We start from the raw sequence: 18,446 nt of genomic DNA, 5'->3' as shown, positions 1-18,446 counted from the left end.
AGCGGGCTTGCTCGCGAAGGCGCCAGAACATGCAGTGAAAATCCAGCGGCCTATCCCACAATCCCGCGAACAATGAAGTACAACAACGATGGCCCAAGCAAGCACCCAAGCCCGGTATGGAACGTCGCCGTCAACGCGCCATAAGGCACCAACCGCCGATCCGTCGCTGCCAACCCGGCGGTCACACCACTCACCGTCCCGGCCAGCCCGCCAAACACCATCGCCGAACGTGGGTTATCCAGCCCCATCCAGCGCGCCGCCATCGGTGTCCCCACCATCACAAAAATCGCCTTGATCAACCCGGTGGCAATCGACAACGCCACCACATCCGAACTGGCACCAATCGCCGCGCCCGTCACCGGCCCGACGATGTAAGTCACCGCGCCCGCGCCGATAGTGGTCATGCTTACCGCATCGCGATAGCCGAACGCCCAGGCAATACTCGCCCCGACAATGAACGGCAGAATCGTGCCCAGCAGCAGCGCAATCGCGCCGATCAACCCAGCCTTTTTCGCTTCGGTGGCCTGCACTTCGAACGCCGTGGCGACGATCGCAAAGTCACGCAGCATCGCGCCGCCCATCAACCCGATACCGGAAAACAGCGACAGATCCGCCAGGCCTTTTTGCCCGCCAGTCATCGTCCCGCCAACCCAGGCCAACACCAACCCGATGACGATGGCAATCGCCGAGCCGTGAATCCGCCCGAACGTCAGGCGTTTGGACAGCACCACCGACACCCACATGATCACGCCGACGAAGGCGAACGCAGTGACCAGACTGTTATTGACCAGACCTTTCTCGATGAGATCCCACATATCAGCGACCTCCTACTGGCGTGCCGACCGGCGTTGTTTCCGCCGGTTCATCGGGCAACGGTTCGCCTTTGTGGGTCCGGCTGATCAAGGCAATGGTGCAGCCGCAAATCACCACCGAACCCATCGCCGCCAGTACCGCCACCGGTCCGCCGTGCAGTGCCGTCACAACGTTCTGTTGCGCGGCCATCGCGACCACGACCGGAATGTACATGGCGCCCCAGAAACCAACGCCCATCTCGCAATCCTTGGTCATGCCGCCACGCTTTTGCATCCACAACCGCGCGCAGATCAACAGGATCATCGCGATCCCGACGCCGCCAACGTTTGATTTCACACCCAGCAATACGCCAAGAGCGTCACCCATGATCACCCCTGCCAGCGTACAAATCGCCAACAGCGCCACACCGTAAATAATCATTGTTGTAGTCCTCAAAGTGCATCGTCGAATATTGTTTTTGTTGTTCGAAGGCCTGAGTCGCGGGTCTAGGGTTGGCGGCTTCCCTCCTCACGCAACAGCGCCTGCAAGGTATCGATTCGCGCACCGTCAAAGGCAATCACGGTGCCCTGCTCGAACACCCGGCGCGCCAGCCCGGTCAGCACCGCGCCGGGCGGCAGTTCGATTTGTAGACGTACGCCGCGCTCGTAAGCACTTTGTACGGTGCCGCGCCAATCGACGACGCGGCACATGTTGAAGGCCAGGTCGTCACGCAAGGCTTCAGTGTTGATGATGGGCCGGGCACGACTGCCGCTCAGGTAACCCAGTGTCGGCGTGTTCAACTGCACCGCGTTAAAGGCTTCAGCCAGGGATTTGGCAGGCGACTCCAACAAAGGACAATGCGACGGCACACTGACCGCCAAGCGTTTTGCCAGGCCGGCGCCGCGACTTTTCGCCAACTCGGCAACTGCGTTCATCGCACCGTCGCTTCCGGCGATCACCACCTGGTTACCGGCATTGATGTTGGCCAGGTAAACCGGTGTGTCGAGGCTGTGAACCTGCGCCAGCAATTCCTCTACCACCGCCAGTTCCAGGCCGATGATCGCGGTCATGCCGTAGCCCTGTGGATAAGCCTGTTGCATCAACTCACCGCGCAGGCTGACCAGATGCAGCGCGTCGCGGAAGCTCAAGGCGCCGGCAACCACCGCTGCTGGATAGGCACCGATGGACAATCCCGCGACGTAATCCGGCGCCATGGATAACTGGCGTGAAGCCGCCACACCGGCAATCAACAGGCACAGCTGAACCGCCCGAGTCGACTTCAACGCCTCGGCAGAGTCCAGCCGTAAAGCGTCTTCCCCGAGGACATCACTCGCCTCGATCAGCGTCTCGCGAGGTAAACGATGGAGCATACCCGGCTGTTGCGCGCCTTGGCCGGGGAACACCAGCAGACTGCTCACGCTGCGTACTCCTGCGGGTTCCACGGATCAATGACCAGGCAGGCTTGAGTGGCATTTTTCAGCAACACCCGACGTGCAGGGCTGGCCCATTCGCGCAGCGCGACGGCGCCAAATGGCGTCTGTAACTGCATGTCCACCTGGCACCCCGCCGTATCGAGCACCTTCACCAATCCCTGCGCCCGCGACCGTTCCAGCGGTTGTGGCGTGCGTAAAATCAGATCGAGATCGCTGCCCTCGTGCAAGGCATGAACACCGCAGGCCAATTCAAACCCGGCGCTGCCGCTGACACCCCACGCCCAACCGCAGGCATCGAGCATCGGCCGCAATTGATGGAGGGCATGCACGACCGGCAAGTCCCGATCGATCGAGACCTGACACAGTTCTTCCGGTGTGACGCGACGCGAAATCGAAGCGATCGACATCAGCGCGGCATAACGCTGTTCACGCCCCCGCCCACGCACCCCGACCGCGACGTGGTCCGGCGTACTCAACGCACGCCGAACCACCACCGGCTGACCCGCGCTGATCGACGCGATCACCCACAAAGGCGCGTCCACCGGCAACTGCTCCAGCGTCATCCCCCAGAGCAGGTCGTGGGCCAGAAACGTGTTCACCACTGCGCTCTCAATAGTTGGCGAACCTTGCTGGACGCCGCGCGATTGGTAGCGCCCAGGCGGCTGCTCAAATCGCGACCGCTTGCGGCTACCTCATCAATCGCCTGATTCAGGCATTCAGTCACCCGCGCCACATCGCCCGCCGTCGGTTGCTCAATCTGTTCCACCGACAGGGTTTCCCAGAGCAAACCGAGGCTCGCGTAGCTTTCGATGTCATACGCCATCGGCGGCACACTGGCCGCCAACGCTTCCAGCTCTTCGATACTGCGCAAGGTCACCCGCGCCGCTGAAGCCTTGCCCATCGCATGCACCATCACGCCCGGATTGCGCAGGGCAATCAATCGGTTGGCCTGATAACCATGCGCCAGAAATGCCCCGGACATCGCCTTGCCCACCAGCAAACCAATCACCGCGTGGCCGGCCAGTCGGGCGCGGGCATAACTGTCCGCCGCGCCGGCCAATGCCTGATGAATGCCGAGGGCTTCTTCGCGTCGACCATAAGCCTGACTGGGTACGTCGACGATAGCGATCAAGGCACGTTTGTGCGGCTTATCGTTATCCGCAGCGATGACTTCATCCACAGCCTTGGCCAATCCCCAACCTTCCAGCAAACCGACCTCGCCATTGCGAGCGCGGATGAAACGGTTGCCGGGATCAGCCACCACCGCGATGAACCGAACAGGCTGGTCACCCAATACGCCGTCGGCCACCTTCAACGAAGCCGGCAAGCCCTCCACTGGTTTCGCCGCCGCACTCAAGGCGTTGAACCAGTTCAAACCTCTCAGGGAATACGAACTCATGAGCGCTCTCCTTGATACAGATCGCGAACCGTCGCCGGGTCGATTTGTGGCTCGGCATCCAGACGGGCCAGCCGTTGCAGAAATAGGTCGGCCTGACGGCTGCGTTGTTGCGCCGGCAAACCCTGGTGGAGCAATTCGCTGACCTGCTGTTGAATCTGCGCCACATCGTCGGCGACGTATCGGTCTACCAAACCGCTGGCGAAACGTTGCTCGCCACCCGTCAGGCTCCAGATGAAAGGCCGGTCGCGGGAGTCGTATTCCTCAAGACCGGCTTCCTGTTCGATCACTTGCGGGCCGTTCAAGCCAAGTCGTGCTTCCTGGGTCACCAGCAAATAACTGCACAACCCAGCGGCAATCGACATCCCGCCAAAACAACCCACGCTGCCGGCCACCACACCCACGACGGGCTGGTATTGGCGCAGATCGACAATCGCCGCATGAATATCGGCAATCGCCGCCAGCCCCAGGTTGGCTTCCTGCAAACGCACGCCGCCGGTTTCCAGTAGCAACACGGCGCGGGTTGGAATGCCGTTACGGTTGTCTTCAGCCGCCAGCTCGAGTGCACCGGCAATCTTCGCACCGCCGACTTCACCGAGGCTGCCGCCCTGGAACGCGCCTTCAATGGCGGCGATCACCACGGGCAAACCGCCAAGGCTGCCTTTGGCGATGACCACGCCGTCATCGGCTTGCGGCACCACGCCTTGGCGTGAGAGCCATGGCGACATGACGCGTTGAAACGGGTCGAGCAATTCGCGGAAAGTACCGGCGTCGAGCAGGGCTCTTGCTCGTTGCCGGGCGCCGAGTTCGACGAAGCTATGTTTATGGAGGAGCGCTGCGCTGTCAGTCATGGCCGATCTCCTCAAAGCCTTGCTCCAGTCGCAGACGCACCACGCCCGGCGTGGCGCCGAAATCGTGGATATCGATGACCATCGCAGGCGGCGTCTGGCCGTCGAACATTCGCGCAAACAGATGCTGCCAGCGTTGTTCGGCGCCGTTGACCGAGGTCTGCACATTGATGGTCAGCTTGCCGGCCTGGCCCGGCTCGATCATCACTTCCAGATCGCCCGAGCCGACACAACCCACCAGCGTGCGACCGCGTGGCGGCTGCCCGGCGGGGAATTCAAAGGATAAAGTTTCCATCAAAACGCTCCCTGGGTGATGCCATCTGCCGACTCGACACGGTCGATGAACAGGCAGGCCGCAAGTAAGTCCGCAGCGCCGCCGGGCGAGGCATTCAACGCGATTAATTGTTGGTCCAGCTCATGCAAACGACGGCGACCGGCAAGGCTGGCGCTGCCACCCGCATCGAGCACCGCTTTGGCGCCCAGTTGCATCGTTTGCAGGCCGTGTTCACCCGCGCGGTAGAGCACGCAGGTGTCGGCCAGTTGGGTCATCACCGCCAGCAAGGCATCGAGCCGGGCGTTCTGCTCGCCATGACCGGCAGCGCGGCTGCGTTTGAGTTGTGGCAGCGCACGTTGAATCACCGCCGGGAACCCGAGCTGCGCTTCTTCACGGGCACCGCGTGCGCCGTAACGTTGCGCGACCAGGGCGCCATGACTCAGTGAACGCGGCGCGTAGCGGTCATCAAGCAACGCCAGGCGTGCGGCGCGCAGCGTGATAGCGCTTGCGGCAGCGGATTCAGGCGCCAGCGCGACAGCGGCCACCAACAGGCCCAAGGCCCAAATTGCGCCACGGTGTGTGTTCACTCCACCGGTGGTGGCGAGCATGTCTTGCTCCCCTTCCCGGCCAATGCGCCCAATGGCTTCTCGCAGCGGCACACCGACTTCACCGAACTCAATGGCCGCTTCCGCCATTTCCTTGAACGCCGGCCACAGCGCCAGCGCCGAAGCGTGCATCAGCCCCAGGTGTAAATCGGTGTGTGCGCCATTGCCACGACGGTCGACCAACGCCGGTTTTGGCGACAGGTCCGCTTCATCGATTAGCGCGTCCACCGCCAGGTCCGCCAGCCGTTCGGCCAGCGTTAAGGTTTTCGGTTGCAGGTTAAAGGCGTGCATTACCAGCTCCTGAACTTGGCGGGCGGGTTGTAGAGGCCACCGGACCACTCGACCAGATCGGCCACGCTTTTGGCGGCGAGCAATTCGCGGGTGGCGTCGGTGCGGCGGATTCCGAGGTCTTCGGGCAAGGCGATCAAGCCTTCACGGCGCATGCGCGCGGTGTCTTTCGGGTTATGCCGCAGGCCGATGACGGTCACTCCAGCGACGGCGGCGATCATGGCTTGGCGCTCTTCCAGCGAACGGGCCTTGTACAAATAGGCGATGCCTTCTTCGGTCAACAGGTGGGTGACGTCGTCGCCATAGATCATGATTGGCGCCAGCGGCATGCCGCTTTTCTTCGCCACTTCGATCGCGTCGAGGGTTTCGACGAAGGTCGGTTTACCGCCCTCCTGGAAGGTCTCGACCATTTGCACCACCAGTTTTTTGCCGCGTTCGAGCATCGGTTCGGGTGCATCGTCGTGACGCATGTCGAGCCAGGCCGGCGTGCTGTGGCGACGACCGCGCGGGTCGTGGCCCATGTTCGGCGCACCACCAAAACCGGCCAGGCGGCCGCGAGTCACGGTGGAGGAATGGCCGTCGCCGTCGACTTGCAGGGTGGCGCCGATGAACAGGTCCACCGCGTATTGCCCGGCCAGTTGACTGAACATCCGGTTGGACCGCAGGGAGCCGTCGCGGCCGGTGAAGAACACATCAGGCCGGGCGGCGATGTAGTTTTCCATCCCCAGTTCGGTCCCGAAGCAATGCACGCTTTCGACCCAACCGCTTTCGATGGCCGGAATCAGGGTTGGATGAGGATTGAGCGTCCAGTTGCGGCAGATCTTGCCTTTGAGCCCGAGGGATTCACCGTAGGTCGGCAGGATCAGTTCGATAGCAGCGGTGTTGAAACCGATGCCGTGATTCAGGGACTGAACGTTGTGTTTTTCGTAGATTCCGCGGATCGCCATCATCGCCATCAGCACGTGCACAGGTTTGATGTGCCGAGGGTCGCGGGTAAAGAGCGGTTCGATATAGAACGGCTTGTCCGCCACCACCACAAAATCGACCCAGGAGGCGGGAATGTCGACGCGGGGCAGTTCGCTGACGTCGTCCACCAGTTGATTGACCTGAACGATGACGATGCCGTCGCTGAAAGCGGCCGGCTCAATCAACGCCGGGGTGTCTTCAGTGCTCGGGCCGGTATAGATGTTGCCGGCCCGGTCGGCCATGAAACCGGCCGAGAGCACCACGTTGGGGATCAAATCGACCACCAGTCGCGCATAGAGCTCGATGTAGGTGTGGATCGCGCCGATCTCCAGCACACCATCTTCCAGCAATTGGCTGATGCGCAGACTCTGGGCACCGGCGAAGGAGAAGTCGAGCTTGCGGGCGATGCCGCGTTCGAACAGGTCCAGGTGCTCCGCGCGGCCAACGCTGGGCATGATCATGTGCAGGTCATGCAGCTTCGCCGGGTCAGCCTTGACCAGTGAGCGGGAGAGGAAATCCGCCTGCTTCTGGTTGTTGCCCTCCAGCACCACTCGGTCGCCGGGCAGGATCAACGCCTCTAGCGCCGCCACGATCTTGTCGGTGGGCAATACCACACCGTCGGCCAGGCCCTTGACCAACGCCAGACGCCGCTGCTTTTCGCTGCGCCGTCGCGTCCATCGCGAGTCGGGGGATATTGTTGTTGTCATGACCACTCCACGGGTTCGCTGTCGTGGGGGTCACCTTAGGAGTGTTGGGTGGGGGCATCAATCAAGCAGAGCGGTGGATCGTTACGGTCAGGGTAATGGTTGCCATTGCCGACGTCTTCGCGAGCAGGCTCGCTCCCACATTGGTTCTGTGGCGCACACAAAACCCTGTGGGAGCGAGCCTGCTCGCGAAGGGGCCAGACAATCACCGCAGTTTTCAATGACGGAACACTACAGCCCGGTCAGCTGCACCCGATCCTCGCCGACGCTCCTGGCGCCATCGCGAGCAAGCTCGCTCCCACATTGGATCTGTGGCGTACACAAAACCTTGTGGGAGCGAGCCTGCTCGCGATGGGGCCAGAACAATCACCGCAGTTTTCAGTGGCGAAGCACTACAGCCCAGTCATCTGCTGCTGCACCCGAATCAGAAGCTGCGCAGTGCTTTCCAGTAACTGCGCCAACAACGCCTCATCTTCATCCATGTAGCCTTCGTACTCCGCCAGGTTTCGTCGCTCATGACACAAGGCAAATAGCCGAACCTGCACTTTGCCAATATCAGCCGTATGAACCAGGCACTGGAACACCAGATATCGCTTGTCTGAACGGTAGCCACACAAGCGAAGAGCGGTCAGTGCAAGGGAATGGGCAGCGTTGTAAGCCAGATCGAAACGACTCGCGAAGGAAAGCGAAGAGTTTTGCGCATCTTTCAATCGATCCACAGCCGAACGCATCAGCCCTTCGCATTCCTTGCGATCCGGCGGCTCGGCTTTCAGTCCACCGCTACGTAACAGGTTTTCCAGATTCTCGTTGCTGCCCATCCTTGGACTCCAAAGGGTTTTCTCCCATCAGATTGATCTTGTCCTGCTGCGCTACTCGCACGACAAAACTGTTTTCTGCCGCCAGTTTTGCGGCCCAGTCGTCGGGGGTGTAGAGCGTCGGGTTGAGGACGCGGCCTAATTGCTCCTCCAGAGGCATAAGCCGCTCCATCACGTCACTGTAGTGCAGGCCTTCGCTGATCAGCATGAGATCAATGTCACTGGATGCGTTTGCCTGATCCTTGGCGATAGAGCCGTACACAAATGCCCAGGTGATCTGTTCGGCAAAGGGTTGGAGCGCCTGACGTAGAGGCTCGGCAATACCAAAGGTTTTACGGGCGATGCCCAACAGTTCGGTATAGATCGGGCAATCGGGATTGGCTTGATAGTGGGTCTGATTGCCCTGACGGGTCAGGGTCAGCACGCCTGCCTGCTGCAACCGATCCAGCTCGCGCATGAGGCTGCCTTTACCCACTTGAGCCCAGCGGGCGATCTCGTTGGCGTAAAAACTTCGGTCGGGTTTGCCAAACAACAAGCCCAGCACTCTTTGCTGAGTGGTCGTGAACAAGGCTTCGCTGAGGGAAAGGTTTTTCACAGTGACAACCGATGAGTCCCAAAAAGGGAACGATAGGTCCCTTTTTGGGAATCTTCAACCCTGTGGCGAGGGGGCTTGCCCCCGTTGGGTTGCGAAGCAGCCCCAAAACCTGCAACCGAGGTGTATCAGGTACACCGCATGCAATGGTTTTACGACTGCTGCGCAGCCGAACGGGGGCAAGCCCCCTCGCCACAGGGAGGTTCGACTGCCTGAGGATTTGTGTTTAAACATTTGTCCACAGGAACGGTGAGAGGCTACAAATCCTGGCGTCGCTGCCTACAACAATGCCGGAACCCGCCGACTGGTGGGCTTTTGCGCTGATCTTTATCGTTTGGGGTGTCGCTGCCAATTCAGCGACCGGGCCTGGAAACCCGAGGTGTAGATAACGCAAAAGCGCCTTTCTTAACGTATGCTTGCGCACCTTTATTGTGTGCACTCCGTTATGGCGGTTGTGCGCGGGAGACCTTAGTGTCTGCCGGGTTATCCGCACCCCGGGTTTCCAGCCCGCGTACAGCTGCCACCCCTTCGCCTGGTAACCGAATGGCGCAGCTGAAACTCTTTACGCGGAGATTCACTATGTTCAAAGTTACTCCCAACCCCCCGGAATCCGGCACTGACGCCGAAGCATCCCTCGAAGCCGAACAATACAAGGAAGCCGCCGACCGCGCCTTCGCCCACTACTTCCCTCCGGCTGACGAAAAACCAGCCAAACCCCGCAAATTCCAGCTCTTCACCGTCGCTCCCGATATCGATACCGAAGCCCTTCTGGCCAATGCCTCTGAAGACCTGCTGTCCATCAGTGCCATTGCGGCCGATTTGGCGGACGATGTGGAAGGCTCACGCCGCTCGGTAGCCTTGGCGCTCAGCCGAATGGCCGATGGCGTGCAGTTGTTGGTGGAGCGGGCGCTGGATAATCATGAGGCGTTGGCTCAGGGCAAGGTTTAGCAGTGAGGCCTGTGTGAACTGAAGGCCGCCTTCGCGGGCAAGCCCGCTCCCACATTGGATCGAGGCGCACACAAAACCCCTGTGGGAGCGGGCTTGCTCGCGAAGGGGCCAGTCAGATCAACCCAGCATTCACAAGTAACTCCTCCAGCGCCAACAAATCCGGCACCTTCGCCACTTGCTCGCCCACCTGCACCGCCGCCTGTTCCAGCGCACACAACGGCACATCGACATAACTCAACTGACTGTCGAGCTTGCAAGACCGTGGAATTCCCTGCACCAGCAGCGCAATAAATTTCAGCGCCGGCCGCCCACCCAGCGCATTGAGAATGACGATCCGCGCCCTTTCACCAATCACGATTTTGTCACCACACGCCGACTCGAAACTCAGCAACGGAATCTGCCGGTTGCGCCACGTAACCCGCCCCAGATACCACGGCGGCGTATCGAGGTCGAACGCTCCCGGCTGATAGTCGATCAGCTCCGCAACCGCGACGTTGGGCAAAATCAGGGTGCGGTCAGCCAAGGGCAGCAGCAGGCCGGTGAGGTTGCTGGTGCGATGCTCAAGCATGGGTTTTGCTCCACAGGGCGATACTTTCGAGCAGCACCGATTCCTGGTACGGCTTGCCGAGGTAGTCGTTGACGCCGATGGCCATGGCGCGATCACGGTGTTTCTGCCCGGTGCGGGAAGTGATCATGATGATCGGCAAGTGCTGCAAGCGTTCATCGTTGCGCACCTGGGTTGCCACTTCGAAGCCGTCCATGCGCGGCATTTCGATGTCCAGCAGCATGACGTCCGGCATGTGCTCTTCGAGCAGCAGCATGGCGTCGACCCCGTCCTTGGCGGTCAGCACGTTCATGCCGTGGCGTTCGAGCAAACGGCTGGTGACCTTGCGCACCGTCACCGAGTCGTCGACCACCAGCACCAGCAACGGCTTGTGCGGCTCAGGCTCGGCGTCCTGGCCCAACGTCCGCTGCGGTACCTGCGCCTGCATGGCGCGGATCGGCGCGAGTAAATCGAGAATCAACACCACCCGGCCGTCCCCCAGGATCGTCGCGCCGGACAAGCCCTGCACCGCCGCGAATTGCGGCCCGAGGCTTTTGACCACAATCTCGCGAGTGCCGGCCATGGCATCGACCTGCACAGCGATTCGCCGCTCATTGCACTGGACCAGCAATACCGGCAGCGGCAGGCTCTGGCCCAACAGTTTCGGACGGGTGCTGGTTTTCAGCAATTCGCCGAGGTAGCACAGCTCGTAGCGTTGCCCGGCGTATTTGTAGGTCGGTGGATCGAGCCGGTAATGCCCTTCGAGTTCGTTGGGCAACACGCGAACAATGCCGTCAATGGTGTTCAGCGGGATCGCATACTGATCCTCCCCGCACTGCACCATCAGCGCCCGATTGACGGACACGGTGAACGGCAGGCGAATCCGGAAGTGCACGCCCAGCCCCGGTGTCGAGTCGATGCTCATGGTGCCGCCCAACTGCCGGACCTCTTCGTGAACCACGTCCATACCCACGCCACGGCCGGAGATCTGGGTAATTTTCTCGGCGGTTGAAAACCCCGGCTGCAGGATGAATTGCAGCACATCGTGGTCGCTGATTTCGCTGTTCGCACCGAGCAAACCGCGCTTGATCGCCTTGCGCCGCACAGCCTCCAGCGGCACCCCGGCACCGTCGTCGCGGATGTCGAAAATGATGTCGCCGCCCTCGCGGGACAAGTCGAGCGTGATCCGGCCTTGAGCCGGTTTACCCGCCGCAATACGCACCTCGGCGGACTCCAGACCATGGTCGACGGCATTACGCAGCATGTGTTCCAACGGCGCCGCCATGCGTTCGAGGACGTTGCGGTCCATCTCGCCTTCGGCGTTGCCGACGATGAACTCAACGTCCTTGCCCAGCTCGCTGGCCACCTGACGGACGATACGTTTCAAGCGCGGCAGCATCCGTTCGAAGGGCACCATGCGCGTACGCATCAGGCCTTCCTGCAATTCAGTGTTGATGCGCCCCTGTTGTTGCAGCAGGTTTTCCGCGTCCTGATTGCGCCGATCGAGGGTTTCCTTGAGGTCGAGCAGGTCGGAGGCAGACTCGAACAGTGCCCGCGAGAGTTGCTGCAATTGCGAGTGCCGGTCCATTTCCAGTGGATCGAATTCTTCGTAGCCCAGGCGTTCGGCGTCGACTTGTTGCCGGCTGAGAATCCGCCCCTGGGTTTCGGTATCGAGGCGGCGCAACTGATCGCGTATGCGCTCGATGGTGGTTTCCATCTCGTTCAGGGCCACACGAGCATCGTTGACCTGTTGCTCGATACGACCCCGAAAAATCGAGGTTTCGCCGGCCAGGTTGACCAGATCATCGAGCAATTCTGCCGAGACCTTGACCATGTCGGCGCCCGCTTCGGCCTGCAGGGCGGGAACCTCGAATTTAGGAACGGCGGGTACCACCACCGGTGTTTCCAGCACGGCCGGATGACTGAAATTCTTGATCGCATCAATCAGCCGATCGGCCGGCGGCAATGGCTGCCCGGCACGCGCGGCATCGAGCATCTGCGCCAATCGGTCGTGGCTGCTTTGCAGCAACGCGAAGAGCGCGGCAGTCGGTTGCAGCACCCCAGCGGACAGGCCTTCGTACAGAAACTCAAGCTCATGGGCGAGGTCGCCAATCGGGACGATTTCGACCATCCGCGCGCCCCCCTTGAGGGTGTGCAGGTCGCGCAGCAGGGTTTCCACTTCCTGACGATTCGAAGGCTCGGCCTGCCAGCGCAGCAGCGCCGCACCGGAGTTTTCGATGATGTCAAAACCTTCTTCGAGGAAGATTTCCAGCAACTCTGGATCGTGGCCCGGCGAGTCGCTGCTGACCGTCGGCTCGATCACATCGGCACTGCCGACATTGCCCTGACGAAACGCGCGAATGGCCTCGATCAAATCATCCGGATTGCCCAAAGGCTGGTTGTGCTGCAACCGCTCAAGGAACACCGCCAGTCGCTCATGGCTCTGTTGCAGCAGCTGCGCCAGCGCTTCACTGTGGCTGTAACGACGATCCACCAGCCCCTCATAAAGGTTTTCCAGCTCTTGGGCCAGATCGCCAACCGGCTCAACCTCAGCCATCCGCGCGCCGCCCTTGAGGGTGTGTAAATCTCGCTGCAAGGACGACAGAGGCGCGGCGTTGTCCGGGTCGCCGAGCCAACGCTGCAAGGCCTGGCCAACGCTTTCGAGGATATCCACCGCCTCTTCGAGGAAGATCGAAACGATCTCATCATCGAGCTCGACAGCGCGGTCACTTGTAGGAGCGAGCTCGCTCGCGAAGGGCTCACGGGCGCCGCGTTTTTCCAATGACAATGCGTCATCGTTAACGTCCTTCGCGAGCAGGCTCGCTCCCACAAGTTCGGCGGTTGCGCTGCCCAGCTCGCGAATGCTCAGGGTGCGGCTGCCGTCGCTGCGAATCAGCCCCATGGCGGAAGGATCGAGGCTGGCATCGAGCAAGCCGCGCAACGCCCGGACCCGTTCCGGTTGCGGGCTGACTTCCTGGCCGGCGGCCAGTTCGTCGAGCATGTTGATCAGCGCTTCGTGGGCGCTTTGCGCTTCATGGAAAAACGCCTCGCTGACCGCCAGGCTGCTTTCTTCCACCGCGCCATACAGGTCGAGCAAGGCTTCGCAGAGCGCGTCCACGGGATGTAAATCAGCCAGGTGCGCGCCTTCGCCCAGGGTGGTCAATTCGTCCAGCAGCGCGCTGAGTTCCTGGCGCTCGCCGGGATGTTGCTGCCAACGTTGCAACAGATTTTCCGCGTCCAGCAGGATGTCCATGCCTTGGGCGAGGAAGTTATTGATCAGCTGCGGATCGCGCTTGATCCGCAACCGGGTGTTCGGCGCGCTCAAATGCGTTTCCAGTCGCTCGGCAAGCAACGTCTGCGTGCGCTCGATCAACGAACGGGCGCGCGGAATCTCCGCCAGCGGGTCAGTCTTGAGTTGTCGCAGTCCGAGGCGGAACAAGCCTTCGGCTTCGAGCAGCAGCTCAATTTCGTCCAGGTCCAGCGCAATCAGATGCGCCTTGTACTCGCGGGCGAGTTGATCCAGCGGCGTTGCCAGCTCGGCGATCGGCAATACGCCGGCCATGAAGGCGCTGCCCTTGAGTGTATGCAGCGCCCGTTGAAGCTCATCGCTGGCCTGCAGCGGAACATGCTCGGCGGCCTGATCGAGGAAGCGGTTCAGGCTGGCGAGATGGGTTTCGGCTTCTTTGTGAAAGATCTCCAGCAACAGCGGATCAAGGGCGGCGACGTCCTGCGTATCTTCATCGCAGACAGACGCATCACCCTTGGCCAAGGCATGCGCGCGGGCCGCCAATTGGTCGACATCGTGGCGCTGGCGCTGGGCATTGGCGGCGAATTCAGCCACCAGCTCGGGTAACAGTTTCAGCGCATCGGCCACCAGCTGTTGCACCAATGGCCCTGGTTGAACACTGTGTTCCAGCACCCGGTTGAGCAGGTTTTCTACGGCCCACGCCAACTCGCCCAGCAGCAGTGCACGCACCATCCGGCCACTGCCTTTAAGCGTGTGAAAGGCCCGGCGCAACTCACTCAAGGCTGATTTATTGTCGGGGTTGGCCGACCATCGCGGCAGGTATTCGCGGAGCACTTCCAGGACTTCGCCGGTTTCTTCGAGGAACACTTCGCGCAGTTCATCGTCCACCGGTTCCTCGCCTGACGGGGGCGGTAACAGACTGCCCGGCGTGTTCAGTGCTGGCGGGTTAAGCGCAGACACGGGGTTGGTGAGCACATCGGCGAGGGTCTGGACGATCTCTGGGTCGTCCAGTTCCTGAAGGTCCTGCATGACCTGCGCTTCACCCGGGCTGAGCACATCTTCAAGGACCGGCACCTGCAGCTCGCGGGGGAAAAACCCGAGCGCGGCCAGGCTTTTTTCCGCAACGTCGAGCAGCTGTTCGCCGGATGCTTGCGGGTCATCGCTGAGGCGTTCCAGGTAATATTCGATGCTGGTAATGACGTCGGCCAGACTGTCCAGTTCCTGCCAGCCGGGCTGGTCCGGTTCCAGCAGCAGATGCTCGCGGATGAAGTGGTTGCACGTCTCGATCAGGCTCGCCGCCCGGCTCAACGGAATCATCGCCAGCGCACCGCGCACCTGGGTCAGCAGCGCAGGCAACGGCAGCAAATGCTGGCGATCCCAATCGGCGTCGATGTAGTCGACGATCATGTCCTTGGCCTGTTGCAGGCAAATCCGCGCCTCGCGAATCACGATCTGATGAATCTGCGTGAGGTCGGTCGTCGGCAGACGACTGTCCTCCTGGCTTTCCGGCTCCACGGTGCCGACCATGCCAGCCAACGTCGCTTCGACGTAGAGCAAGGCACCGGCGACGTCCATCAAGATCGCGTCATTGGGTTCGCGCTGACCCTGGGCGAGGCTCAGGACCACTGCCAACTGATCGATGATGACCTTGCGCGGCTGACCGAACCCCAGCACCGCCAGGGTGTCGGCGATTTGGCGCAGGGGGGCCAGCAGGTTGTCGAGGTCGGAAGTGTGCTGACGGTCGCTGCGCACGAACAGGTCCAGGCGCTCCTTGACCCGCACCAGTTCTTCACACAGCGCGGCCAGCACTGAGCGCATGGCGTCGCGATCGGGGCCGGCGAGCCGTGCCCGTTCTTCATCGACCATCGCGCGGTCAGGCAATGCGTCATCCAGTCCGTAGCGATCTTTCATGGTCAGCATCTGCCCGGTGGGGTGTTCGGCCTTGGCAATGTAAAACAGCAAACTTTTCAGCAATTCGGGCGGCGCCGGCTGATTGATGCCGGCCATGCCCTGTTCGAGCAGGCGTTTGAGTTCTTTATCAGCGTCCTTGAACAGGCTGCGCAGCGCCGGGCTGTTGGCAATCGAGCCGCCGCGCATGCCCTCGACCAGCGCCGAGGCGACTTGCCATAACGGACTCAGCGGTGCGTTGCCGCACAACCCTTCGAGGCGCGCGAAGACCTTGGCCAGGTAATCAAGCGTGGTGTCGTTATCTTGCTCACGCAAGAAACCGACCAGCGCCATTTGCAACATCTGCCGTAACTTGCGCAGCACACCGGGCAAGTCCGCCGGTTCCAGCAGCGCCAGCGCCTCATCATCCAGCGGTGGAAGGTCCGGCAGTTGCGGGCTGAACAGGCTGGTTTCCGATAACAGGCTTTCACCACGGGCGCTGCGCAAATCGTTGATCAGCGGCAGTACCACCAATGGCAAATCACGGCGAGCGCCCTGCACCCGGTCGAGGTAGATCGGTAGCTGTCCGAGGGCTTGCAGCAATAAATGAATCGCTTCATCGCGATGACTCACGCGGTTTAGCTGCAAGGCCGTCGTTAACTGTTCCATCTCTTCGGCGAGCAACGCCGCGCCGTAGAACTCGACCATCTGCAAACTGCCGTGTACCTGATGGACGCACGCCAGGCAATCGTTCAGGGCGTGCGTTGCCTGAGGGTCATCAAGCAACGTTTCAATCGCCTGGTGAGCCACTTTCAGCGTTTCGGCAATCTCGCCTTTGACCCACTCGAGGGCCACATAGTCGTGCCGATCACCCATAACCACTCCAGTCACTGCTCCAGTCAAAACACGCAAGCGCCCCTAGGCACTTCACACTTTATCCACAGTCTGCGCCTTGGCGGCCGGCAAGGTGAAACCGGACACCGAACGCCGCAGCTGGCTGGCCATTTTCGCCAGGTTGCCGATGCTCTCGGCAGTGGCGGTTGAACCGGACGAGGTCTGCGAGGTGATCTGCTGGATCACGTTCATCGTCAGGGAAATCTGCCCGGCGGAAGAGGTCTGCTGCTGGGCGGCGTTGGAAATACTCTGGATCAGCGCTGCCAGTGTCTTCGATACGCCTTCGATTTCCTCCAGCGCCACACCGGCATCCTGCGCCAGACGCGCGCCGCGCACCACTTCTGTGGTGGTCTGTTCCATGGAAATGACCGCTTCGTTGGTGTCGGTCTGAATCGCCCGCACCAGGGTTTCGATCTGTCGGGTGGCGGCGGACGAGCGCTCGGCCAGGCGTTGGACTTCGTCGGCCACCACCGCAAAACCACGTCCGGCGTCACCGGCCATCGAGGCCTGGATCGCCGCGTTGAGCGCGAGGATGTTGGTTTGATCGGCAATGTCATCGATCAGGCTGACAATGTCGCCGATTTCCTGAGAAGACTCGCCCAGACGCTTGATGCGTTTGGCGGTGTCCTGAATCTGCTCACGGATGTTATCCATGCCGTGGATGGTGTTGTGCACCACCTCGTTGCCTTTGTTGGCGATTTCCACCGAGCGCTCCGCCACCGCGGAGGATTCAGCGGCGTTGGCCGAGACCTGGTCAATGGACTGGGCCATGTCGTTGATCGCAGTAGAGGCTTCGCTGATCTGTTGGGCCTGATGTTCCGAGGCCTGCGCCAGGTGCATGGCGGTGGCCTGGGTTTCCTGCACGGCAGCGGCAACCTGGCCGGCGGTGAGGTTGATGGTCGCCACCAGATCGCGCAACTGGTCCACGGAATAGTTGATTGAGTCGGCGATGGTCCCGGTGAAGTCTTCGGTCACCGAGGCGGTCACGGTCAGATCGCCATCCGCCAGGTCTTCGATTTCGTCGAGCAGGCGCATGATCGCGTTCTGGTTGCGCTCGTTTTTCTCGGCGGTTTCGCGCAGCTGTCGGTTGGTTTCCCGAACCATCACCAGACCGATGAGGATGATCGACATCAGCGCCAGCAGGCCCAGCACATAGCCACCAATGGTGTCGATGTTGCGCCCGCCGGCGAGGTTTTCGAAACCGGTGGCCAGGTGCGAGGCTTCGTCGAGCAGGGTTTGCGACAGGGTGAAAATGTTGCTGGCCGATTCACGGACCTTGAACAGCTCCGGCGAGGTTTCGAGGATTTCATCCACCGAGCCGGAAACGAATTCGAACAGCTCGGCAATCTCGGTCAAACGGGCGCGAGCATCGCGGTCTTCGACCTGGCTGATTTTCAGTGTCGGATTGCCCTGAAGCATGCCATTGAGCACTTGGCCGAAACGCGCGGCATCTCGACCAAAGGCGTCGGCGGCCTGTTGCGAGTTTTCGTCGCCGGACAACACGGTGTTCACCGCCCCCAGGATGCGCTCGGCCAACAGCGACTGACGCTGGGCCATCGCGACCTGGGCGGCAGGCGCGCCGCGTTGCAGGAGGATCTCGACGACCTTTTCGTACTCGACCTGCAACTGTGGCACGGTTTCGGCCAGGGTCGCAGCGACTTGATGCAGTGACAAAACGGTCTGTTCGCTGGAGAGGATGGCGTCGGTGTTTTTCAGCAGGCGCTCCCAATCCTGCTGAACGGCGCGCATTTCCGGGCGCACGGTGGACGGCGCCGGTGGCAGGCCGGTGGTGGGGTCGCCCTTCTTCAAGTAACCCCAGCGCTGGGCGAAGTCATTTCGCGCCTCGCTCAACAACTTGAACGCAGCCGCCTTGCCGGCGGCGGCTTCGGTGGCGTTTTTGGCAATGCGCTGGGACAGCACGCGCAACTCGCCGGCGTGACCGATGTACTGTTTGTCGTACGTGGCTTGGGTGTTGAGGTAAGCGAAGTTGGCAAACAGCAGCATGATGAAGACGATCAGCGCGATGAACAGCACGATGATCTGCGACCGGCTGCGCGACCCTTCTGGATTGCCTGTTTTTGTTTTTATCATCGGTCCTCGCCTGTTAACCAACACCTGTGAACCTCGCCGAGCCCCCTTGTAGGAGCGAGCTTGCTCGCGAAGGTGTGTCAGCTAAATTGATGTCGACTGACACACCATCGCGAGCAAGCTCG

General features: G+C 61.2%; 15 protein-coding genes. 1 reads left to right on the top strand and 14 read right to left on the bottom strand.

What is annotated here, in order from left to right; genetic code table 11:
• Nucleotides 1-50: 50 nt before the first annotated feature.
• The 11 genes from madM to JFU37_RS14210 form a co-directional block, all read right to left on the bottom strand.
• Nucleotides 51-815 (bottom strand): malonate transporter subunit MadM, encoded by a 765-nt coding sequence (madM, locus tag JFU37_RS14260; RefSeq protein WP_201115878.1) that lies wholly within the window; start codon nucleotides 813-815, stop codon nucleotides 51-53.
• A 1-nt stretch (nucleotide 816) separates the two neighbouring features.
• The gene (madL, locus tag JFU37_RS14255; protein WP_201115877.1) at nucleotides 817-1,233 is read right to left on the bottom strand and encodes a malonate transporter subunit MadL; all 417 of its coding nucleotides are present in this window, start codon (nucleotides 1,231-1,233) and stop codon (nucleotides 817-819) included.
• Between the two features lie 65 nt (nucleotides 1,234-1,298).
• Nucleotides 1,299-2,210, bottom strand: coding sequence for a malonate decarboxylase subunit epsilon (gene mdcH / locus JFU37_RS14250; RefSeq protein WP_201115876.1), 912 nt, complete (start codon nucleotides 2,208-2,210; stop codon nucleotides 1,299-1,301).
• Nucleotides 2,207-2,827 (bottom strand): malonate decarboxylase holo-ACP synthase, encoded by a 621-nt coding sequence (locus JFU37_RS14245; RefSeq protein ID WP_201115875.1) that lies wholly within the window; start codon nucleotides 2,825-2,827, stop codon nucleotides 2,207-2,209. The genes mdcH and JFU37_RS14245 overlap by 4 nt, the downstream gene beginning before the upstream one ends.
• Nucleotides 2,821-3,624 carry a biotin-independent malonate decarboxylase subunit gamma gene (gene mdcE / locus JFU37_RS14240; protein ID WP_201115874.1) on the bottom strand — a complete coding sequence of 268 codons (804 nt, stop codon included), beginning with the start codon at nucleotides 3,622-3,624 and terminating at the stop codon, nucleotides 2,821-2,823. Before mdcE ends, JFU37_RS14245 begins: the two co-directional genes overlap by 7 nt.
• On the bottom strand, nucleotides 3,621-4,472 hold the full coding sequence (locus JFU37_RS14235; protein ID WP_201115873.1) for a biotin-independent malonate decarboxylase subunit beta: 852 nt from the start codon (nucleotides 4,470-4,472) through the stop codon (nucleotides 3,621-3,623). Before JFU37_RS14235 ends, mdcE begins: the two co-directional genes overlap by 4 nt.
• Nucleotides 4,465-4,764 carry a malonate decarboxylase subunit delta gene (locus tag JFU37_RS14230; protein ID WP_201115872.1) on the bottom strand — a complete coding sequence of 100 codons (300 nt, stop codon included), beginning with the start codon at nucleotides 4,762-4,764 and terminating at the stop codon, nucleotides 4,465-4,467. The genes JFU37_RS14235 and JFU37_RS14230 overlap by 8 nt, the downstream gene beginning before the upstream one ends.
• Nucleotides 4,764-5,639 (bottom strand): triphosphoribosyl-dephospho-CoA synthase, encoded by an 876-nt coding sequence (locus JFU37_RS14225; protein WP_201115871.1) that lies wholly within the window; start codon nucleotides 5,637-5,639, stop codon nucleotides 4,764-4,766. The genes JFU37_RS14230 and JFU37_RS14225 overlap by 1 nt, the downstream gene beginning before the upstream one ends.
• Entirely contained in the window at nucleotides 5,639-7,309 is a 1,671-nt protein-coding gene (mdcA, locus tag JFU37_RS14220) for a malonate decarboxylase subunit alpha (RefSeq protein ID WP_201115870.1), read from the bottom strand. Before mdcA ends, JFU37_RS14225 begins: the two co-directional genes overlap by 1 nt.
• A gap of 389 nt (nucleotides 7,310-7,698) precedes the next feature.
• Nucleotides 7,699-8,124: a hypothetical protein gene (locus JFU37_RS14215; protein ID WP_201115869.1), complete on the bottom strand. Its 426-nt coding sequence runs from the start codon at nucleotides 8,122-8,124 to the stop codon at nucleotides 7,699-7,701.
• Nucleotides 8,087-8,716: a nucleotidyltransferase domain-containing protein gene (locus JFU37_RS14210; protein WP_201115868.1), complete on the bottom strand. Its 630-nt coding sequence runs from the start codon at nucleotides 8,714-8,716 to the stop codon at nucleotides 8,087-8,089. The genes JFU37_RS14215 and JFU37_RS14210 overlap by 38 nt, the downstream gene beginning before the upstream one ends.
• Nucleotides 8,717-9,292: 576 nt before the next feature.
• Here JFU37_RS14210 and JFU37_RS14205 point away from each other — a divergent pair.
• Nucleotides 9,293-9,661 carry a DUF6124 family protein gene (locus tag JFU37_RS14205; protein WP_201115867.1) on the top strand — a complete coding sequence of 123 codons (369 nt, stop codon included), beginning with the start codon at nucleotides 9,293-9,295 and terminating at the stop codon, nucleotides 9,659-9,661.
• A gap of 112 nt (nucleotides 9,662-9,773) precedes the next feature.
• Here JFU37_RS14205 and JFU37_RS14200 read toward each other — a convergent pair whose 3' ends face one another.
• The 3 genes from JFU37_RS14200 to JFU37_RS14190 are packed head-to-tail and all read right to left on the bottom strand — an operon-like array spanning nucleotide 9,774 to nucleotide 18,324.
• Nucleotides 9,774-10,229, bottom strand: a complete 456-nt coding sequence (locus JFU37_RS14200; RefSeq protein WP_201115866.1) for a chemotaxis protein CheW — start codon at nucleotides 10,227-10,229, stop codon at nucleotides 9,774-9,776.
• Nucleotides 10,222-16,215 (bottom strand): Hpt domain-containing protein, encoded by a 5,994-nt coding sequence (locus tag JFU37_RS14195; protein ID WP_201115865.1) that lies wholly within the window; start codon nucleotides 16,213-16,215, stop codon nucleotides 10,222-10,224. Before JFU37_RS14195 ends, JFU37_RS14200 begins: the two co-directional genes overlap by 8 nt.
• A 51-nt stretch (nucleotides 16,216-16,266) precedes the next feature.
• Nucleotides 16,267-18,324 (bottom strand): methyl-accepting chemotaxis protein, encoded by a 2,058-nt coding sequence (locus tag JFU37_RS14190; protein ID WP_201115864.1) that lies wholly within the window; start codon nucleotides 18,322-18,324, stop codon nucleotides 16,267-16,269.
• Nucleotides 18,325-18,446 lie beyond the last annotated feature (122 nt).

Source organism: Pseudomonas sp. TH41, from assembly GCF_016650695.1.
In the GTDB taxonomy this organism is placed as follows: domain Bacteria; phylum Pseudomonadota; class Gammaproteobacteria; order Pseudomonadales; family Pseudomonadaceae; genus Aquipseudomonas.
The sequence above is the reverse complement of the archived record's forward strand: the minus strand, read 5'-3'. Positions and strand labels throughout refer to the sequence as shown.